Below are 17,901 nucleotides of genomic sequence, written 5' to 3'. Positions count from 1 at the left end.
CGACCCGCGACAGGCGGCGGGCCAGCGGCTACGGTTAGGTCATGGCAACCATCGACATCACCGAGGCCGGATTCGCTGAGACGCTCGAGGACAACGACATTGTCTTCGTCGACTTCTGGGCCGCGTGGTGCGGGCCGTGCCGCCAGTTCGCCCCCGTGTTCGAGCAGGCCTCCGAACAGCACCCCGACATCACGTTCGCCAAGGTCGACACGGAGGCGGAGCAGGGCCTGGCCGCCGCCGCCGGCATCACCTCCATCCCGACCCTCATGGCGTTCCGCGAGAAGGTGCTCGTGTTCTCGCAGCCGGGCGCCCTGAACTCCTCGCAGCTGGGCGACCTCATCGATGCCGTCAAGGGCATCGACATGGCCGACGTGCACGCCCAGCTCGAGCAGCAGCAGGACGAGCAGGCCTCCCGACCGTGACCGGGGCCGCTCCCGGCGGGGCGCCTTCACACACCGCCGGGGACACGTCCCTGCCCGTGCTCGACGAGACGATCGGCGGGCACTTCCGCGCGATGGCCCGCCGGTACGCGGAACGCGACGCCATCGTCGAGGCCTCCACCGGGCGCAGGTGGACGTACGCCGAGATGGACGAGGCCACGGACCGGCTCGCCCGGGCCCTCCTCGCCGCGGACATCCGGCCCGGGGAACGCGTGGGCATCTGGAGCCCGAACTGCGCCGAGTGGACGCTGGCCCAATACGCGACCGCCAAGGCCGGCATCATCCTGGTCAACGTCAACCCCGCCTACCGGACGCACGAGCTCTCGTTCGTCGTCGGCCAGTGCGGCATGCGGGCCCTGATCGTCGCGCCCGCCGACGCGAACAGCGACTACCCGGGCATGGCCCGCGCCGCCCACGCGGAGCACGAGTGCCTGCGCGAGCTCGTGTTCCTCCCGGAGCCCGGCGACGCCGACGCGCCCGGTGCCCACGGTTCCCTCGGCGCGGCGGGAGGCGGCGAACACACGTGGGCCCAGCTGCTGGCGCTCGCCGACCGCGTGCCTCCCGCGCGCCTCGACGAAACACTGGCCTCCCTCTCGCCCGACGACGCGATCAACCTCCAATACACGTCCGGAACGACCGGGTTCCCCAAGGGCGCGACGCTCTCGCACCGGAACATCCTCAACAACGGGTTCCACATCGGCGAACTGCTCGGCTACGGCCCCGAGGACCGGGTCGTCCTGCCCGTGCCTTTCTTCCACTGCTTCGGCATGGTCATCGGGAACCTCTCCGCCTTCAGCCACGGCGCCGCCACAGTCCTGCCGGGCCGTGCGTTCAAGCCGGCGGAGGCGCTGGAGGCGGTCCAGCGCCACGGCGGGACGAGCCTCTACGGGGTCCCCACCATGTTCATCGCGGAACTGGCCCTGCCCGGGTTCGCGGACTACGACCTCTCGACCCTGCGGACCGGGGTCATGGCCGGGTCGACGTGCCCGGTCGAGACCATGGAACGGGTCGTCTCCGAGATGAACATGTCCGGCGTGGCCATCTGCTACGGCATGACGGAGACGTCGCCCGTGTCGACCATGACGCGCCGCGACGACCCCCTGGAGCGCCGGACGCAGACGGTGGGCCGGACCATGCCGCACCTCGAGACGAAGATCTTCGACCCGGCCACGGGCGAGACCGTGCCGCGCGGGCAGGCGGGCGAGCTGTGCACCCGCGGCTACGCGGTGATGGCCGGCTACTGGAACGAGCCCGGGAAGACCGCAGACGCCATCGACGCGGACGGCTGGATGCACACCGGCGATCTGGCCTCCATGGACCGGGACGGCTACGTGCGCATCGAGGGCCGGATCAAGGACATGGTCATCCGTGGCGGCGAGAATATTTCGCCGCGCGAGATCGAGGACTTCCTGCACCGCCATCCCGCCGTGCGTGACGTGCAGGTCATCGGCGTCCCCGACGAGCGCTACGGGGAGGAGCTCATGGCCTGCGTCATTCTGCACGACGGTGCCGGGCGCTTCGGCGAGGAGGAGCTGCGGGAGTACTGCAGTGGCCGGATCGCGCACTACAAGATCCCGCGCTACGTCCAGGTCCGCGAGAGCTTCCCCATGACCGTCTCGGGGAAGATCCGCAAGGTCGAGATGCGCGAGGAGGCCGCCCGGCTGCTGCGCGGCTAGCGGCGGCGGTGGTCCATCGGCGCCAGCCGCGGGCCGAACTTCGGCTTGCGGAAGCCGGAGAGCCCGATCATCCGCACGACGCGCTGGCGGTGCCCGCGCCACGGCTCCAGGAGCCGGAGCATCCCCGCGTCGTCCGTGGGGCGCCCCGTCAGGGCGTAGCCGACGTACGCCGCCAGGTGGAAGTCGCCCACGGACACCGCATCCGGGTGGCCGTGCGTGCGCTGGAGGACCTCGGCCGCGGTCCACGGGCCGATCCCGGGGATGGACTGCAGCGGGCGCCCCGGATCGTCCGCGAGCGAACGGGCGCCCAACCGGTCGATCGCCGTCGCGCGCTCGGCGGCGCGCAGGACCGTGGCCCGGCGGTGGTCGTCGACGCGCGCCGCGTGCCAGTCCCACGACCCGATCCGGCGCAGCGCGGCGGGCCCCGGGGCCAGCCGCAGCCCCTCCGGCACCGGCCCCGGCGCAGGCTCGCCGAAGCGCGCCGCCAGGAAGCGCCACGCGAAGCGGGCCTCGATGGTCGTGACCTTCTGCTCCAGGACGACGGGAACCAGCGCGTCGAAGACCCGGCCCGTCGCCGGCAGGCGCACGCCGCGGTGGCGGCGGCGCGCCTCGGCCGCCATGCGGGGCAGGGGAGCCGCGAAGGGCGCCGGCCCGCCGGATCCGGCCGCCCCGGGCCCGGCGCCACCGGGCCCGGCGCCACCGGGCGCGGGGCCACCGGGCGCGGGGCCCTGCGAGCCGACGACGGCGGCGTCGAACCCGGACCAGTCGTCCTGGTGTCCGAGCAGCCCGGGCACGCCCTCGACGGCCCGGCCGGCTCCGGCACCCCACGCCCGGGCGGCCACGCACCCCGACATGGCATCGTGGCGCAGGTGCAACGAGGCGGGGCCGTCCGGGGTCGCGAAGCAGAGCCAGGCCTGCCCGTCGCCGACCCGCACGGTCGGGTCGTGGCTGCCCCGCTGGAGGATGCCGAGCGTCCGGGCGAGGTCGAGGGGCCCGGCGACCGGGAACCCGGCCTCCGCGTCCGGCACGCTCGGATCCGGGTCCAGGGCTCCGGCGTGGGGCGCAGGCGAAGGGAGGCGGGACGTCACCCCACCATGGTGCCACCGCCGCGGGTCAGTTCCGTGCCGCGGCGTCCGTCTCCAGGGTCCGCAGCGCCGCCCGGCACCGGGCGACGACCTCGGGCCGCGGCATGACGCCGGCCAGGGCCCGGGCCCGCGCCAGGCCGCCTGGGCCCAGCGCCTTCCCCAGCCGCTCCCGGACCGCGCGGTACTCCCCGATGTCGTCGTTGACCAGGACCGGCGCCGCCGGATCGAGGTCGGCGGCCGCGAGCACGACTTCGGCCTCCCCGTGGTGGCCGCCGCGCTCGAGCAACTCCGCGGCCAGGCGCAGGATCGTCCACGTCGTCGGCCAGTCGCCCGCGTGCCCCTGCCGGTCCAGCAGCTCCTCCGCAAGCCCGAGCACCTCGCCGCCGGCGTGCCGAAGCCGCGTCCGCAGGGTCGCGATCCGGGCCATGACGGACACGTGGGACGCCCCGAGGGCGTCCGCGTCCCGGGCCGCCTGGGCGAAAAGCCCCAGGGCGAACTGTGGATCGGACGCCGCCGTCGTCGCACCGTACGTCAGCAGGCAGAAGGCCCGGGCCGCGCTGCCGGTCCCGCCGGCGGCGGCGACGGCCGCGCGCGCGATCTCGGCGGCCTCGTCGGCGACGCCGTCGAAGAGCCGCAGCAGGGCGAGCGAGGACAGGGCATCGGCGCGGAGCGACGCCGGGGCCGCGGGCAGCGCCAACAGGCGGTCCCACGTGGTGCGTGCCCGCGCGGCGTCGGCCGCGTAGTGGCTCGCGATCCCCTCCGCGAGCAGGGCCAGGGCGCGGGCCTCGGAGTCGGCGGCCGGGTCGCGCAGCACCCGGTCCGCCCGGGCCAGGCCCTCCGCGTGCCGTCCACGCTCCGTGGCGACGAAGGCCGCCGACGCCCGGGCGAGCGCAGCGCCGTGGCCCGCCCCCAGCCCGGGGTGGTCGGCGACGGCCTCGACGAGGTCCCACAACTCCCGGCCGGGACGCCAGTGCGCGAGCAGGCTGAGGGGGCCGGTGATCGCGGCCGCCGCATGGGGTTCCCCGGCGGCGAGGGCACTGCGGATGGCGAGGGCGACCTGGTGCCGGTCGGCCTCGAGCGCGCGTAGGTCGGCGCCTCCGGGCTCCCGACCGCGCTCCTCGGCCTCCGCCGACCGCCTCACGAGCGTCCCGGCCCAGCCGATCAGGGCCCGCTCCGCTTGCCCCCGGTGCTCCGAGGCCGTCAACTGCTCCGCCGCGTAGGCCCGGATGGGCCCCAGCAGCCGGTAGGCGGGGCGGTCGATGGTCCCCGCGACCTCGACCAGCGAGGCGTCGGCCAGCTCGGCCAGGCAGTCCAGCGCGTCGGGCCCGGCGATCGCCTCGGCCGTCTCGGCGTCGAAGGGCCCGCGCAGGACCGATAGGGCTGCGAGCGCCGCACGGGCGCGTTCGCCGAGCAGGTCGTGGGACCAGGCGACCACGTCGCGCAGTGTCCCGGCCCCGTCCGCACGCAGGTCCAGTCCGGTGCCCAGACGGTCCAGCAGCGGGGCGACGCCGAGCGTGGCCGCCCGGTGCGCGGCCAACTCGATGGCGAGCGGCACGCCGTCGAGCGCGCGGACGAGCCGCGCCGCCGCGGCGACGGCCTGATCCGTGACGGTGAGGCCCGGGCGCCGCTGCAGGAGCCGTTCCAGGAACAGCCGGACCGAGGGGGAACGGCCCGCCTCCACCGGAGTCGCAGCCCGGGCGGGCAGGCCGAGCGGCGCCAGCGGCACGACGCGCTCGCCGGGGATCCCGAGGCGGACCCGGCTCGTGGCCAACAGCCGCACGGCGGGCGCCCGGTCGGCCAGGACCGCCGCGAGCCGGCCCACCTCGCCGGCCCGGCGCCCGCAGTGCAGGAACACGAGCAGCTGGGGCTGGTGGGAGAGCTGCTCCAGGAGGGGCTCGATCCCGGCTGCGTCGGCCGCCAAGCCGATGGCGTCGGCCACGGCCGCGGCGAGCGTGCCGGGCTGGCGGTCGCCCACCGGGACGACGGCGGCCGGCAGGCCGAGGGCCGCCTCGAGGTCCGGCAGCGCCTCGAGGGCCAGCCGCGCCTTCCCGACCCCGGCGGTCCCGGTGAGGCACACGACGCGGTGCGCGGCCACGAGGGTGGCGAGCCGCCGTAGGTCTTCCCCGCGGCCGACGAAGGCGTCGTCGGGGGGCACGGGCCCCTGCCGGGACGGGACCGGCGAGGGGCTCGCCGCGCCCGCGGCCCGCGCGGCTTCCGCGGCCGCCTCCCGGAACCCGGGCGAGGGGCGGCCCCACAGCCCCTCCTCGGCGGCCCGCCGGTGTGCGTCGGCCGCGTCGCGGGCCTCGTCCGGGTGCCCCGCAGCCGTCAGTGCGCGGACCAGGAGCTCGGCGGTCCGGTCGCGGTCCGGGGATTCAGCCAGCTGGGAGCGCAGCGGGCCGACGCAGTCCGCGGGGCGGCCGCAGGCGATCAGGGCGGCCGCCCAGCGGTCGCGGGCGTCCAACCGCAGGGCGTCGAGGCGGGCGGATTCGGCGACGAGGAACGGCCGGTCCCGCACCCCGTCGTAGGCCGCCCCGGACCACAGGTCCAGCGCGCCCGCGAGGGTCCGGGCCGCTGCGGGGGGAGGGAGATCGCCGGCGGCGTTGATGGCCGCCTCCGCAGCCGCGACGTCGAGCCAGGCGCCGTCGAGCACGATCCGGTAGCCGGCGTCGCCCGAGGCCACGGCGTCCTGGCCGATCGCGCCACGCAGGCGCGAGACCACGGTGTGCAGGGCCGCGGCGCCGCGCTGCGGCGGGGTGGACTCCCACACCGCCTCGACCAGGTCGTCCACGGACACGGTCCGGCCGCCCGCGGCCAGCAGGGCGGCCAGCAGGACCCGGCAACGTCCCGCCGGCACCGGGACCTCGGCGTCGCCGTCCGCCGCCCGGACCGGGCCCAACACGGCGTAGCGGCGACCCGGACTCGGCATGGTTCCATTGTGTCGCGGAGCGTCCGCGACTGAAAGGCCAGTGAAAGGGCCGTGTCCCATGCTGGTCGTCAGGAGCCGGACCGGTGCCGGGGGGGACACCGGGGCCGGCCCCGAAGGCGGACCGGAGCGGTGCCGGGGGGACACCAGTCCGGTCCGAGTGCGGGACGGCCGGCGGTCCCCGGGGGGAGGGCCGCCGGCAGACCCCTGCCCGGAGCGTCCGCGGGAACGCCCAAGACATGACGGACCATGGCGGGCGATGCGCCCCGCCCCCGGCCCCGCCGGTAAAGTCGCGGGCATGAAGTACGCCAATTCCGTCCTGGACCTCATCGGCAACACGCCCCTCGTCAAGCTCTCCAAGGTGACCGACGGCGTCAGGCCCACCGTCCTCGCCAAGCTGGAGTACCTGAACCCGGGCGGGTCGATCAAGGACCGCATCGCCCTGCGGATGATCGAGGAGGCGGAGCGCAGCGGGCAGCTCGCTCCGGGCGGGACGGTCGTGGAGCCGACCAGCGGCAACACCGGGGTCGGTCTGGCCCTCGTGGCCCAGATGAAGGGGTACAAGACGGTCTTCGTCACCCCGGACAAGGTCGGCGAGGAGAAGCGGGACGTCCTGCGCGCCTACGGGGCCGAGGTCGTCGTCACGCCCACCGCCGTCGCCCCCGACTCGCCGCTGTCCTACTACGGCGTCTCCGACCGCCTCGTCCGCGAGATCCCCGGGGCGTACAAGCCGGACCAGTTCAACAACCCGGCGGCGCCGGCGAGCCACTACGAGACCACGGGCCCGGAGATCTGGAACGACACCGACGGGAAGGTCACCCACGTCGTCGTCGGCGCGGGCACCGGCGGCACCATCACCGGCACGGGCCGCTACCTCAAGGAGGTCTCCAAGGACCGGGAGTCCGGCCCGGTGAAGGTCATCGGCGCCGACCCCGACGGCTCCGTCTACTCCGGGGGCACGGGCCGGCCCTACTTCGTCGAGGGCGTCGGCGAGGACATGTGGCCGGACAACTACGACAAGACGGTTCCGGACGAGGTGCTGCCGGTGACGGACGCCGAGTCGTTCGCGATGACCCGGCGCCTCGCCCGCGAGGAGGGGCTGCTCGTGGGCGGCTCCTCGGGCATGGCCGTCGTGGCGGCGCTGCGCGCCGCGGAGGGGCTGACCGAGGACGACGTCGTCGTCGTCGTCCTGCCCGACGGCGGCCGCGGCTACCTCGCGAAGATCTTCAGCGACCCGTGGATGGCCGAGCGCGGCTTCATCGCCCCGGACACCGAGGGGACGCGCATCCGCGAGGCCCTGCCGGGGGACGCCGGCGCCCTGCCGCACGTGCGGGCCGAGGCCACGCTCGACGACGCCGCCGCGGCGCTGAAGTCCAGCCACCTGCCGGCCCTTCCCGTGCTCGGCCACGAGCCGCCCGCGGTGATTGGCGAGGTCCGCGGCACGGTCACGCCCGAGGCCCTGGCCGCCGCGACCGCGGCGGGCGTGCCCGGCAGCACGCCGCTCGCCGAGCTCTTCGAGGGACCGCTGGGGGAGGCCCTGCCGCTGCTGGGCGCCGACCAGCCCCTGTCCGTGCTTGAGGGCGCGTTCGTCGCGGGCGCCCCGGCCGTGCTCGTCGCCGAGGCCGGCGTCATCGCCGGCGTTGTGACCGCCGATGACGCCGCCCGGGCCACCCAGGGCGCGACGGCGTAGGCTCGGGGCCATGGCTGAGACGACCAACACCGGATTCAACACCCGCGCGATCCACGCGGGCCAGGCCTTCGAACCGCGCACCGGCGCCGTCGTGCCCCCGGTCCACTTCTCGACCACCTACGCGCAGGACGGCATCGGCGGCCTGCGCGAGGGGTACGAGTACGGCCGCGGGACCAACCCGACCCGCGACGCGCTCCAGGACCAGCTGGCCGCGCTCGAGGGCGGGGCGCACGCGTTCTCGTTCTCGTCCGGGCTGGCGGCCGAGGACGCGATCGTGCGCGCCGTCGCCCGGCCCGGGGACGCGATCGTCCTCGGCAACGACGCCTACGGCGGCACCTATCGGCTGTTCGCGCGCGTGCTGGGCGAGTGGGGCATCGGCAACCGGCCCGTGGACATGGCCGACCTGGACGCCGTCCGGGCCGCCGTCGCGGCCTCCCAGACGCGGATCGTGTGGCTGGAGACGCCGTCGAACCCGCTGATGAAGATCACGGACGTCGCCGCGATCGCGCAGATCGCCCACGACGCCGGCGCCCTGCTGGTGGTGGACAACACGTTCGCCTCCCCGTACCTGCAGCAGCCGCTGTCCCTCGGCGCGGACATCGTCGTGCACTCGACGACCAAGTACATCGGCGGGCACTCCGACGTCGTCGGCGGGGCCGTGGTCGTCAACGACGCCGAGCTGGCCGAGAAGATCGGGTTCGTGCAGTTCGCCGTCGGCGCCGTCTCCGGACCGATGGACGCCTTCCTGACCACGCGCGGGCTCAAGACGCTCGGCGTGCGCATGGACCGCCACTCGGACAACGCCCAGAAGATCGCCGAGTGGCTGCTGACGCGCCCCGAGGTGGAGAAGGTCCTCTACCCGGGCCTGCCCGAGCACCCCGGCCACGAGCTGGCGGCGCGGCAGATGCGGCGCTTCGGCGGCATGGTCTCGGTGCAGTTCGCGGGCGGCGAGGGCGCGGCGCGCACGATCGCCGAGTCCACGCGGGTGTTCACCCTGGCCGAGTCCCTCGGCGGCATCGAGTCGCTGATGAACTACCCGTCCGAGATGACCCACGCGTCCGTCAAGGGCACCGAGCTGGCCGTGCCCGTGAACCTGCTGCGCCTGTCCGTCGGCATCGAGGACGTCGAGGACCAGATCGCGGACCTCGAGCAGGCGTTCGGCCGCCTGTAGCGCGCGCCGCCCACGAGGCCCCGCACCCCGGAAGCACCCGGGGGCGGGGCCTCTGGCGTGCCCGGGGCCGGACGGTGCCCCCGTCCGGGACGCATCGACGCCCGCCAGATGGTTGACGCGTCACGGAGGACCGCGTACGCTGGTTGAAGAATCAAGCAACCTCGGTGAAAGAAGGCCCCCATGTCCTGGTTCAAGAAGCTCTTCGGCTCCCCGTCCGGCCGCCGCGCGGCGGGCGCTCCCGCGGAGGCCCCCGGCGCGGAGTCCCCGGTCGAGGCCACGCCGGCCGCCCCCGCGGCGCGTCCCGAGCCCACGGCCGACGCGCCGCGCATCGCCATCGTCACCGGTTCCACGCGTCCCGGCCGGCTGAACCGCCAGGTGGCGGAGTGGGTCCTCGAGCAGGCCCGCCAGCGCGGCGACGCCGCCTACGAGCTCGTCGACATCGCCGACTACAAGCTGCCGCTGCTCGACGAGCCGTACCCGGCCGCCTACGGGAACTACCAGCACGCGCATACGCAGGCGTGGGCCGCGGCGATCGCCGGGTTCGACGGCTACGTCTTCGTGACCCCGGAGTACAACCACTCCGTCGCCCCGGCGCTGGCCAACGCCCTGTCCTACCTGAACGCCGAGTGGGCCAACAAGGCCGCCGGCATCGTCTCCTACGGCTCCGCCCACGGCGTGCGCGCCGTCGAGCACCTGCGCGGGATCCTCTCCGAGCTGCAGGTCGCCCACGTGCAGAAGACCGGCATGTTCTCCCTCTTCACCGACTTCGAGGAGTTCGCCACCTTCAAGCCGACCGAGCTGCAGGCCGCCTCCCTGGCCCCGGTCCTGGACCAGCTCGTCCCGTGGACCCGCCAGTTCGCCGCGGTGCGCAAGGCCCAGCTGGTCGCCGCCTAGCAGGCCACCGGCCCCACGGCTGCCTCCACGGCGGCACCCGGCACGAAGGCCCCGGACCGCGACAGCGGCCCGGGGCCTTCCCCGTCCGGGCCTGAGGGGAGCGCCGCGGCGTCCCGGTCCTCCGGCGCTGCCGCCGTCACCGGCCCCGCCCGGCGGCCTTGCGGGCGGCGCGGCGGTCGGCGCGCGCGGCCCGCGACTGCTCCTTGAAGAACCGCAGGCTCGGCGGCAGCCACAGCGGCAGCACCCCGACCAGCAGGGCGACGCCCACGACCGTCAGCCGCAGCCCCCCGCTGACCAGCATGGGCACGCCCGCCATGACGCCGAACGTCGTGAGCGTCCCGCGCCCGCCGAGCCGGCCGCGGGCCAGTTGCCACGCGCCGACGGCGATCACGGCGGCCAGCCCGAGCAGCAGGATGGCGAGGGAGACGAGGCCGTGGCGCTCGCCGCCGACCGGATCCGAACCGGCCAGGGACGCGATGCCGAAGGCGGCGACCACGACGGCGGCGGCGCCCCACCACCACACGGCCACGCGCAGGGTCACGGGTAGGTTTTTCACACGCCGAGCCTAGCGGTCCGCGCGACTACGCTGGTGGCATGCCCACCGCCGAGACCACCTCCACCGGCACGCTGCTGGCCGTCTGCCGCGTCCACCAGCTGCTGCCGGATCCCGGCGGGCCGGCCGGAGTGACCGCCATCGACAAGCGCGGCGCCGACGGCAGGGTCAAGGTCGGGGTCCTCGGCGTCTACGGCGACGTCCAGGCCGACCGGGCCCACCACGGTGGCGAGGACCAGGCCGTCTACGCGTACGCCGCCGCGGACATGGGGCGCTGGGCGGCCGAACTCGGCCGGGACCTGGCGCCGGGGGCCTTCGGGGAGAACCTCCACGTCGACGGCGTGGCCGCCTCGGACGCCGTCGTCGGGGAGCGGTGGCGCGTCGGCGCCGACGTCGTCCTCGAGGTCACCGGCCCGCGCATCCCGTGCAAGACGTTCGCCCGCCGCATGGGCATCGGCGACTGGGTGGCCCGCTTCACCGAGCGCGCCGACACCGGCTGCTACCTGCGGGTGGTGCGGCGCGGGAGCGTCCGGGCCGGGGACTCCGTGACCGTCGAGTCCCGCCCCGCCCACGGCGTGACCGTGCGCGACGCGTTCCGGGGCCTGACCCCGGACCAGGCGCGCGCGCTGCTCGACGGCGAGGCCGACGGCGGATACACGCTCGGGGAGAAGCCGCGGCGGAGCGCGGAGCAGGCGCTCCGCCGCTAGCCCTGTGCCCAAAGGCACAGCACCCGGGCCTCGCGCCGGGCGCCCGCGGCTGTAGAATGGAGTGTTCACCGAATTCCGGTCTTCCCTCGCATCCGGCCCAATTCTTGAGGCAGGAGCATTTACGTGTGTGGGCCCGTGCGCCGCGGGCCAGTGGTCATAGGGGAGGGGCCGGAGCGATCGGTGCCAGTCCGATTGCGCCGCGCACCGCGCGGCCCCGCCCCCCACAGTGAGGTTGCCCCACCGTGTCCACAGACATGCCCACCACCGAATCCACCGAGAACCAGACCGAGACCGAGAACCAGGGCCCCGCGTTCGGGGACCTCGGCATCGACGGCCGCGTCCTGGCCGCCCTGAACGACCTGGGCTACGAGACGCCGTCCCCGATCCAGGCCGCCACCATCCCGCTGCTGCTCGAGGGCCGCGACGTGGTCGGGCTCGCCCAGACCGGCACCGGCAAGACCGCCGCGTTCGCCGTGCCGGCCCTGTCCCGCATGGCCGAGCTGGCGGAGGTCAACGGCCCGACCCGCAACACGCAGGTCCTGGTCCTGGCCCCGACCCGCGAGCTCGCGCTGCAGGTCGCCGAGGCGTTCACCTCCTACGCCAAGCACCTGGACCAGTTCACGGTCCTTCCCGTCTACGGCGGCTCCCCGTACGGCCCGCAGCTGAACGGGCTGCGCCGCGGCGCCCAGGTCGTCGTCGGCACCCCCGGCCGCGTGATCGACCACATCAACAAGGGCTCCCTGGACCTGTCCGAGCTGCAGTACGTCGTCCTCGACGAGGCCGACGAGATGCTGCGCATGGGCTTCGCCGAGGAGGTCGACCACATCCTCGAGGCGACCCCCGAGGACAAGCAGGTCGCGCTGTTCTCCGCCACCATGCCGGCCTCGATCCGCCGCATCGCCCAGCAGTACCTGCGCAACCCGCAGGAGGTCTCGGTCAAGTCCAAGACCACGACCGGCAAGAACATCCGCCAGCGCTACGTGCAGGTCATGGGCCCGCACAAGCTGGACGCCATGACCCGCATCCTCGAGTCCGAGGATTCCGACGGCGTCATCGCGTTCGTGCGCACCAAGATGGCCACCGAGGACCTGGCCGAGAAGCTGAAGGCCCGGGGCTTCACCGCCGCGGCCATCAACGGCGACATCCCGCAGCAGCAGCGCGAGCGGACCGTCGAGAACCTGCGTGCCGGGAAGATCGACATCCTCGTCGCCACCGACGTCGCCGCCCGCGGCCTCGACGTCGAGCGGATCAGCCACGTCATCAACTACGACATCCCGCACGACACCGAGTCCTACGTGCACCGCATCGGCCGGACCGGCCGTGCCGGCCGCACCGGCGACGCGATCCTCTTCATGACCCCGCGCGAGCGCTACCTGCTCCGGGCGATCGAGAAGGCCACCCGCCAGAGCGTCGAGCAGATGCACCTGCCCAGCGTCGAGGACGTCAACGACCGCCGCCTGGCGAAGTTCGCGGACCAGATCACGGAGACGCGGACCTCCGAGGACCTCACCGTGTTCCGCAACCTCGTCGAGAAGTACGCGGGCGAGCACGAGGAGCTCGACCCGCTCGAGATCGCCGCGGCCCTGGCCCACATGGCACAGGGCGGGCGCCCGCTGCTCATGGAGGACATCCCGATGCCGCCGGCCAAGCAGGCGCGCATGCAGAAGGGCTCCCGCGAGGGCGGGCCCCGCGATCGCGACGGCGGCCCCCGCGGCCCCCGCGTCGCAGCGGAGGGCAACGCCATGTACCGGATCGCCGTCGGCCGCCGCCAGCGCGTGCTGCCCGGCTCGATCGTCGGCGCCCTGGCCAACGAGGGCGGCTTCCGCTCCAACGAGATCGGCGGGATCGACATCCGTTCGGACCACTCGCTCGTCGAGCTGCCCGCCGACCTGCGCCCCGACCAGTGGGACGCCCTGTCGGGCACCCGGATCGGCGGCGAGCTGATCCGCCTGGAGCTGGACTCCGGTCCGAAGCGCGGCGGCGGCGGGTTCCGTGGCGGCGACCGCGGTGGCTTCCGCGAGGGCGACCGCGGCGGATTCCGCAAGCGCGAGGGCGGTGGCGGCTTCCGCAAGCGCGAGGGCGACCGCGAGGGCGGCCACGAGGGCGGCGGCTTCCGCAAGGAGCGCGGCGGCTTCGGCTCCCGCAAGCCCCGTGGCGCCCGCTTCGACGGCCCCAAGGGCCGCGGCGGCCGCAACTACTAGGAGGCACCCGTCCGGGCGCCCTTCCCTGCGGGGGAGGGCGCCCGCGGCGTTTCCGGGCGCCGGCGCTTCCCCCCCCCGGTGCGGGGGAGGGCTCCGTTCCTGTCGGCCGGGCCTGCCGGGCGCCCCGTCGAAAAATCGTCGCGGATCGGACAAAACGCTGTCGGAATCCCAGCGCTTTGTCGGATCGGCGACGGTTTTCCGGGGCGGCCGCCGCGCGGTTGTGGAACCGGCCACAAGAGGGTCTCCCCGTTTTTGCATCGCGGCCAACTGCTGGTAGAGTTTTTCTCCGTTGCCCCCCTAGCTCAGTGGTAGAGCGCAGTCTTGGTAAGACTGAGGTCACGGGATCGATTCCCGTGGGGGGCTCTGAATGGTGGCCCGCGTCTGGGTCCACGCAACGCGAGTTGAGGACGCAGGCGCGGGCACTCCCATTCGTGGCGGTGTAGCTCAGCTGGTTAGAGCGCACGACTCATAATCGTGAGGTCCCGGGATCGAGTCCCGGCACCGCTACCGAACAATCCCCGGTGCCCAGGCGCCGGGGATTTTTTCGTGTCCCGCCCGGCCGCGCAAGGGCAATAGGCTATGGGGTGGAAACAGCTTTCCTCGGCACGTTGAAAGGACACGCCAGATGGCCCTGGGGGGACCCGAGCAGAACTTTCCGTCGCGCGCGGCATTGCGCCGTGCGCGCCAAGCGGAGGAGGAGGCCCGGCGCAGCGGGCGCGAGGACGATCTGGTCCACGCCGCGCAGCGTCGTCGGGCGGCCCTGGCCCCCGCGGTCCCGGCTTCGGGCCGCGTCGCGGACGTCGCGGAACCCGACGAGTTCGACGCTATCGAAGAATCCCGGCCCGAGGACGGCGAAGCGTGGTCCACGTCGTGGATCGTCCCTGTCGCGGTCCCCGGCGAGCGGTCCGCGGACGAGGCCGCGGCGGGTTCCGGCGCCGCGGACGACGACGGAGGCAGCGACGCGTCCGGCCCCGCGGACGACGACGGCGGCGCGGGCGCGACCCCGTCCGTCCGCCCGGCAGAGGCCGGTCCGGCGGCGACCGTCCCCGCCGGCGGCGCCCGGGCCAGCGCCGAGGCCCGCCGCCAGGCTCTGCGCGGCACCAGCCCCGCCCTGGACTCCCGCGAGACGTTCCTGCGGCCCGAGGACGCCGCGGACCTGCCCCCGCAGCAGGGGATGCGCGGGCTGCTGGCCCGGGTCGGCTTCAGCGTGCAGCCCTCCGCACAGGAGCTCCAGGAGCGCAAGTGGCGCCGTGCCATCGCCGCGCCCCTGCCGAAGGCCCGCACCGTCTCCGTGGCGAACGGCAAGGGCGGCGCGAACAAGACGCCGACCGCCGTGCTGCTCGGGGCCGCGTTCGGCCGGCACAGCGGCGAGACCGTCCTGGTCTGGGACAACAACGGCACCCGCGGGACCCTGGGCTGGCGCACCGTCGACGCCGGGCACCCGCGCCACTCCATGGACCTGCTCGCCGTCGCGCCGGAGCTGGCCGAGGCCAAGGCCGGGGATCGCCGCATCGACGAGTACGTCCACTACCAGCCGGAGGACCGGTTCTCCGTCCTCCGCACGGACCCGCGCCTGCTCGCGCACGAGCAGCACCTGGACGCCTCGGGCTTCGACGCGCTGCACGCCGCGGCCAGCCGCTACTTCCGGCTCACCGTCGTCGACTCCGGCAACGACGAGTCCGCCGAGCGCTGGCTGCGGATGATCGACCACACCGACCAGCTGGTCATCGCGTCGACCACCGTTGAGGAGCACGCCGAGGCCGGCGCCCTCCTGCTGGAGGCCCTCGCGTCCCGCGGCGGCCACTACGCCGAGCTCGCGCGCAACGCCGTCGTCGTCGTCAGCCAGCACCAGCAGCGCGGCGGCGGGGACCAGCTCTCCCGCATTGCCGACGGCTTCCGCCGCCTGTCCCGGGCGGTCGTGACCATCCCCTACGACCCGGCGCTGGTCAAGGGGCCGATCCGCTTCGACGCGCTGCGCCCCGGCACCCGCCGGGCCTGGCTCGAGGCCGCCGCGGCCGTGGCCGCCGGGCTGGACTAGGGGAAGCCGGTGATCGGGACCCCCTGGGACGCGGCCTCGGCCCTCTACAAGCGGATCGTCGTCGCGTCGATGGCGCTCTCCGCCGTCGGCATCGTGCTGGCCCTCGTCGGAGCCAACACCGGGAACCGCCCCCTGATGTACACGGCGATCGGGATCATCGGGCTCGGACTGCTCAGCCACGTCGCCGGCCTCGTCGTGCGCGGCCGGGACGCGCGCGACTACCGGCGGAAGAACCCGCCGACCCGCCGGTAGGGTCGCGTAGGCTGGGGGAGGCGCACCGCGCCGCAACCGCACCGCAGGACGCGAAGGACAGCATGAGCATCGACCCCGGCCTCAAGGGCCGCACGTACCCGGCCGGCGAGCCGTACGCCGTCGGACGGGAGAAGATCCGGGAGTTCGCCCGGGCCGTCAAGGCGACGCACCCCGCCCACTTCGACCCGGCAGCCGCCGCGGAGCTCGGCCACGCGGACGTCGTGGCCCCGCCGACGTTCGCCGTGATCGTGGCCCAGCGCGCCGATGCCCGGCTCATCGCCGACCCGTCCGCCGGGATCGACTTCTCCCGCGTCGTCCACGCGGACCAGCGGTTCACCCACCACCGCCCGATCGTCGCCGGCGACGAGCTCGTCGCGGAGCTGCACGTGGACAACGTGCGGGCCGTCGGCACCGGGGGCATGGTCACCACCCGCGCGGAGATCGCCACCATGGCGGGGGAACCGGTCTGCACGGCCGTGTCCTCGCTGCTCGTGCGCGGAGAGGAGCAGTAGATGGCGCGCATCGACTTCGGTTCCCTCGAGGAGGGCCAGTCCATCGGCACGTCGACCGTGGCCGTCAACCGGGCCGACCTGGTCCGCTACGCGGGCGCCTCCGGGGACCTGAACCCCATCCACTGGAACGAACGCTTCGCCACGGAGGTCGGCCTGCCGGGCGTGATCGCCCACGGCATGTTCACCATGGGCGCCGCCGTCCAGCTCGTCGTCGACTGGGCCGGCGACCCCGCCGCCGTCGTCGACTACCAGACCCGCTTCACGAAGCCCGTCGTCGTCGCGGACCCGCCCGGCTCCAACCCCTCCGAGGCGGACGGGACGCCCGTCGAGGTCGCCGGGACGGTCGCGAAGCTCGACGCGGAGGCCCGCACGGCCCGCGTGGACCTGACCGTCACGGCCGCCGGCGAGAAGGTCCTCGTGAAGGCCCAGGCCCTGGTGAGGCTCTGAGCCCTTGGCGGTGGGCGCACCAGCAGCGCCCAGGGATCCCGGGCCGGCCGGGCCCCCGGACGGCGGCATCGGGGCACCCGGGGCGCCGCCGCGCCTCCACCGCCGCGTGGCGGAACGCCACGCTCACCGCCTACCTCGCGTCGGGGCTCGTCGTCTCCACGCTGGTGTCCCGGCTGCCGTCGATCCGCGACAGCCTCGAACTGACCCACGGCGGCGTGGGCCTGCTGCTGCTGTGCCTGACGCTCGGCTCGTTCATCAGCGTCTCGCTCTCCGGCTGGCTGGTCCAGCGCGCCGGCTCCGGCCGCTGCATCACCGGCGGCGCCCTGCTGGTCGCCGCCTCCCTGGCCGCGATCGGCGTCGGGGCCGGGGCCTTCGGCTCGGTGCCGGCCGCCGTCGGCCTGGCGGTGACGGGGCTCGGCACCGGGTGCTGGAACATCGCCGCCAACGTCCAGGGGGCAGCCCTCGAGCTCGCGGTCGGCCGCGTGGTCATGCCGCTGCTGCACGGCGGGTTCAGCCTCGGGACCGTCGCCGGCGCGGGGATCGGGTCCCTGGCGTCGTGGCAGGAGGTCCCGCTCGGCGTCCACCTGGGCGGGATGGCCGCCGCCGTCGCCGCCGGCGTGCTCTGGGCCGCCGGGGCGTTTCGCCCGGACGGGACCGGAGCGGGCGAGGCCCGGCCCACCAGCCCGACGGGCGCGGCCACGGGCGGCCGGGGCAGCGCGGCGCGCGCCTGGCGGGAGCCGCGCACGGTGATGCTCGGCGTCATGGTCCTGGGCCTGGCCCTGGCGGAGGGGGCCGCCGGCGACTGGGTCGCGCTCGCCCTCGCCGACGGCTACGGGACCGACAACCACGTGGGCGCGCTCGGCTACGGGACGTTCGTCGCGTGCATGACGGCGGGGCGGCTCGGCGGCGGCCCCGTCCTGGAGCGCTTCGGCCGGGTCGCCACGCTGCGGGCCAGCGCCGTCGCCGCCGGGGCCGGGGTGCTCCTGTTCGTCCTCGGCGGGTCCCTGCCGGTCGCGTTCGCCGGCCTGGCCCTGTGGGGGTTCGGCGTCGCGCTCACGTTCCCCGTGGCGATGTCCGCGGCCGCCGACGAGCCGGTCCTCGCCGCCGCCCGGGTCTCCGCGGTGTCGACGCTCGGCTACGGGGCGTTCCTCTGCGGCCCGCCCGTCCTGGGCCTGCTCGCGGACCGGACCGGCCTGCTCAACGCCCTGCTGCTGCTGGTGGTGCTCGTGGGCGTCTCCTTCGCGCTGGCCGGCAGCGCGCGCCCGCCCCGGTCCGCGGCCGCGCCCGGGCCGGCCGACGCCGGGCATTAGGC

General features: G+C 74.9%; 15 protein-coding genes and 2 tRNA genes. 14 read left to right on the top strand and 3 right to left on the bottom strand.

All coding sequences use genetic code 11. The annotated features are described in order from the left end of the window. Positions 1 to 41: 41 nt before the first annotated feature. Together trxA and AC1Q5D_RS06900 are read left to right on the top strand one after the other, a co-directional pair. On the top strand, positions 42 to 422 hold the full coding sequence (gene trxA, locus AC1Q5D_RS06905; RefSeq protein ID WP_481737840.1) for a thioredoxin: 381 nt from the start codon (positions 42 to 44) through the stop codon (positions 420 to 422). Beyond that, positions 419 to 2,116, top strand: a complete 1,698-nt coding sequence (locus AC1Q5D_RS06900) for an AMP-binding protein (RefSeq protein WP_481737839.1) — start codon at positions 419 to 421, stop codon at positions 2,114 to 2,116. The genes trxA and AC1Q5D_RS06900 overlap by 4 nt, the downstream gene beginning before the upstream one ends. Here AC1Q5D_RS06900 and AC1Q5D_RS06895 read toward each other — a convergent pair. Together AC1Q5D_RS06895 and AC1Q5D_RS06890 are read right to left on the bottom strand one after the other, a co-directional pair. Next, positions 2,113 to 3,144: a DNA-3-methyladenine glycosylase family protein gene (locus AC1Q5D_RS06895; RefSeq protein ID WP_481737838.1), complete on the bottom strand. Its 1,032-nt coding sequence runs from the start codon at positions 3,142 to 3,144 to the stop codon at positions 2,113 to 2,115. The genes AC1Q5D_RS06900 and AC1Q5D_RS06895 overlap by 4 nt on opposite strands. A gap of 85 nt (positions 3,145 to 3,229) precedes the next feature. Continuing rightward, a complete protein-coding gene (locus AC1Q5D_RS06890) occupies positions 3,230 to 6,127 on the bottom strand; it encodes an AfsR/SARP family transcriptional regulator (RefSeq protein ID WP_481737837.1) in 2,898 nt (965 codons plus the stop codon). 295 nt (positions 6,128 to 6,422) lie between these two features. On the opposite strand from AC1Q5D_RS06890, the gene AC1Q5D_RS06885 reads away from it, so the two are divergent. The 3 genes from AC1Q5D_RS06885 to AC1Q5D_RS06875 all read left to right on the top strand — a co-directional run bounded on the left by AC1Q5D_RS06885 (position 6,423) and on the right by AC1Q5D_RS06875 (position 9,879). Beyond that, positions 6,423 to 7,814 (top strand): cystathionine beta-synthase, encoded by a 1,392-nt coding sequence (locus tag AC1Q5D_RS06885; protein ID WP_481737836.1) that lies wholly within the window; start codon positions 6,423 to 6,425, stop codon positions 7,812 to 7,814. Between the two features lie 10 nt (positions 7,815 to 7,824). After that, entirely contained in the window at positions 7,825 to 8,985 is a 1,161-nt protein-coding gene (locus AC1Q5D_RS06880) for a cystathionine gamma-synthase (protein ID WP_481737835.1), read from the top strand. 180 nt (positions 8,986 to 9,165) lie between these two features. Continuing rightward, positions 9,166 to 9,879: an NADPH-dependent FMN reductase gene (locus AC1Q5D_RS06875; protein WP_481737834.1), complete on the top strand. Its 714-nt coding sequence runs from the start codon at positions 9,166 to 9,168 to the stop codon at positions 9,877 to 9,879. Between the two features lie 136 nt (positions 9,880 to 10,015). On the opposite strand, the gene AC1Q5D_RS06870 is transcribed toward AC1Q5D_RS06875, so the two are convergent. Next, positions 10,016 to 10,435: a hypothetical protein gene (locus AC1Q5D_RS06870; protein ID WP_481737833.1), complete on the bottom strand. Its 420-nt coding sequence runs from the start codon at positions 10,433 to 10,435 to the stop codon at positions 10,016 to 10,018. Positions 10,436 to 10,473: 38 nt separating this feature from the next. Here AC1Q5D_RS06870 and AC1Q5D_RS06865 point away from each other — a divergent pair, with 38 nt between their 5' ends. The 9 genes from AC1Q5D_RS06865 to AC1Q5D_RS06825 all read left to right on the top strand — a co-directional run bounded on the left by AC1Q5D_RS06865 (position 10,474) and on the right by AC1Q5D_RS06825 (position 17,899). Further along, positions 10,474 to 11,139 carry an MOSC domain-containing protein gene (locus AC1Q5D_RS06865; RefSeq protein WP_481737832.1) on the top strand — a complete coding sequence of 222 codons (666 nt, stop codon included), beginning with the start codon at positions 10,474 to 10,476 and terminating at the stop codon, positions 11,137 to 11,139. A gap of 254 nt (positions 11,140 to 11,393) precedes the next feature. Further along, entirely contained in the window at positions 11,394 to 13,340 is a 1,947-nt protein-coding gene (locus AC1Q5D_RS06860; protein ID WP_481737831.1) for a DEAD/DEAH box helicase, read from the top strand. A gap of 291 nt (positions 13,341 to 13,631) precedes the next feature. Then, positions 13,632 to 13,703, top strand: a tRNA-Thr gene (locus AC1Q5D_RS06855). 70 nt (positions 13,704 to 13,773) lie between these two features. Continuing rightward, positions 13,774 to 13,847, top strand: a tRNA-Met gene (locus AC1Q5D_RS06850). Between the two features lie 118 nt (positions 13,848 to 13,965). Further along, positions 13,966 to 15,378, top strand: a complete 1,413-nt coding sequence (locus AC1Q5D_RS06845) for a MinD/ParA family ATP-binding protein (RefSeq protein WP_481737830.1) — start codon at positions 13,966 to 13,968, stop codon at positions 15,376 to 15,378. A 9-nt stretch (positions 15,379 to 15,387) separates the two neighbouring features. Next, entirely contained in the window at positions 15,388 to 15,630 is a 243-nt protein-coding gene (locus AC1Q5D_RS06840) for a hypothetical protein (RefSeq protein WP_481737829.1), read from the top strand. A 62-nt stretch (positions 15,631 to 15,692) separates the two neighbouring features. Continuing rightward, a complete protein-coding gene (locus AC1Q5D_RS06835) occupies positions 15,693 to 16,142 on the top strand; it encodes an FAS1-like dehydratase domain-containing protein (RefSeq protein ID WP_481737828.1) in 450 nt (149 codons plus the stop codon). Continuing rightward, positions 16,143 to 16,589 carry a MaoC family dehydratase gene (locus AC1Q5D_RS06830; RefSeq protein WP_481737827.1) on the top strand — a complete coding sequence of 149 codons (447 nt, stop codon included), beginning with the start codon at positions 16,143 to 16,145 and terminating at the stop codon, positions 16,587 to 16,589. A gap of 164 nt (positions 16,590 to 16,753) precedes the next feature. Next, positions 16,754 to 17,899 carry an MFS transporter gene (locus tag AC1Q5D_RS06825; protein ID WP_481737826.1) on the top strand — a complete coding sequence of 382 codons (1,146 nt, stop codon included), beginning with the start codon at positions 16,754 to 16,756 and terminating at the stop codon, positions 17,897 to 17,899. Positions 17,900 to 17,901: the final 2 nt, after the last annotated feature.

It is taken from the genome of Arthrobacter paludis, from assembly GCF_056782315.1.
The sequence above is the reverse complement of the archived record's forward strand: the minus strand, read 5'-3'. Positions and strand labels throughout refer to the sequence as shown.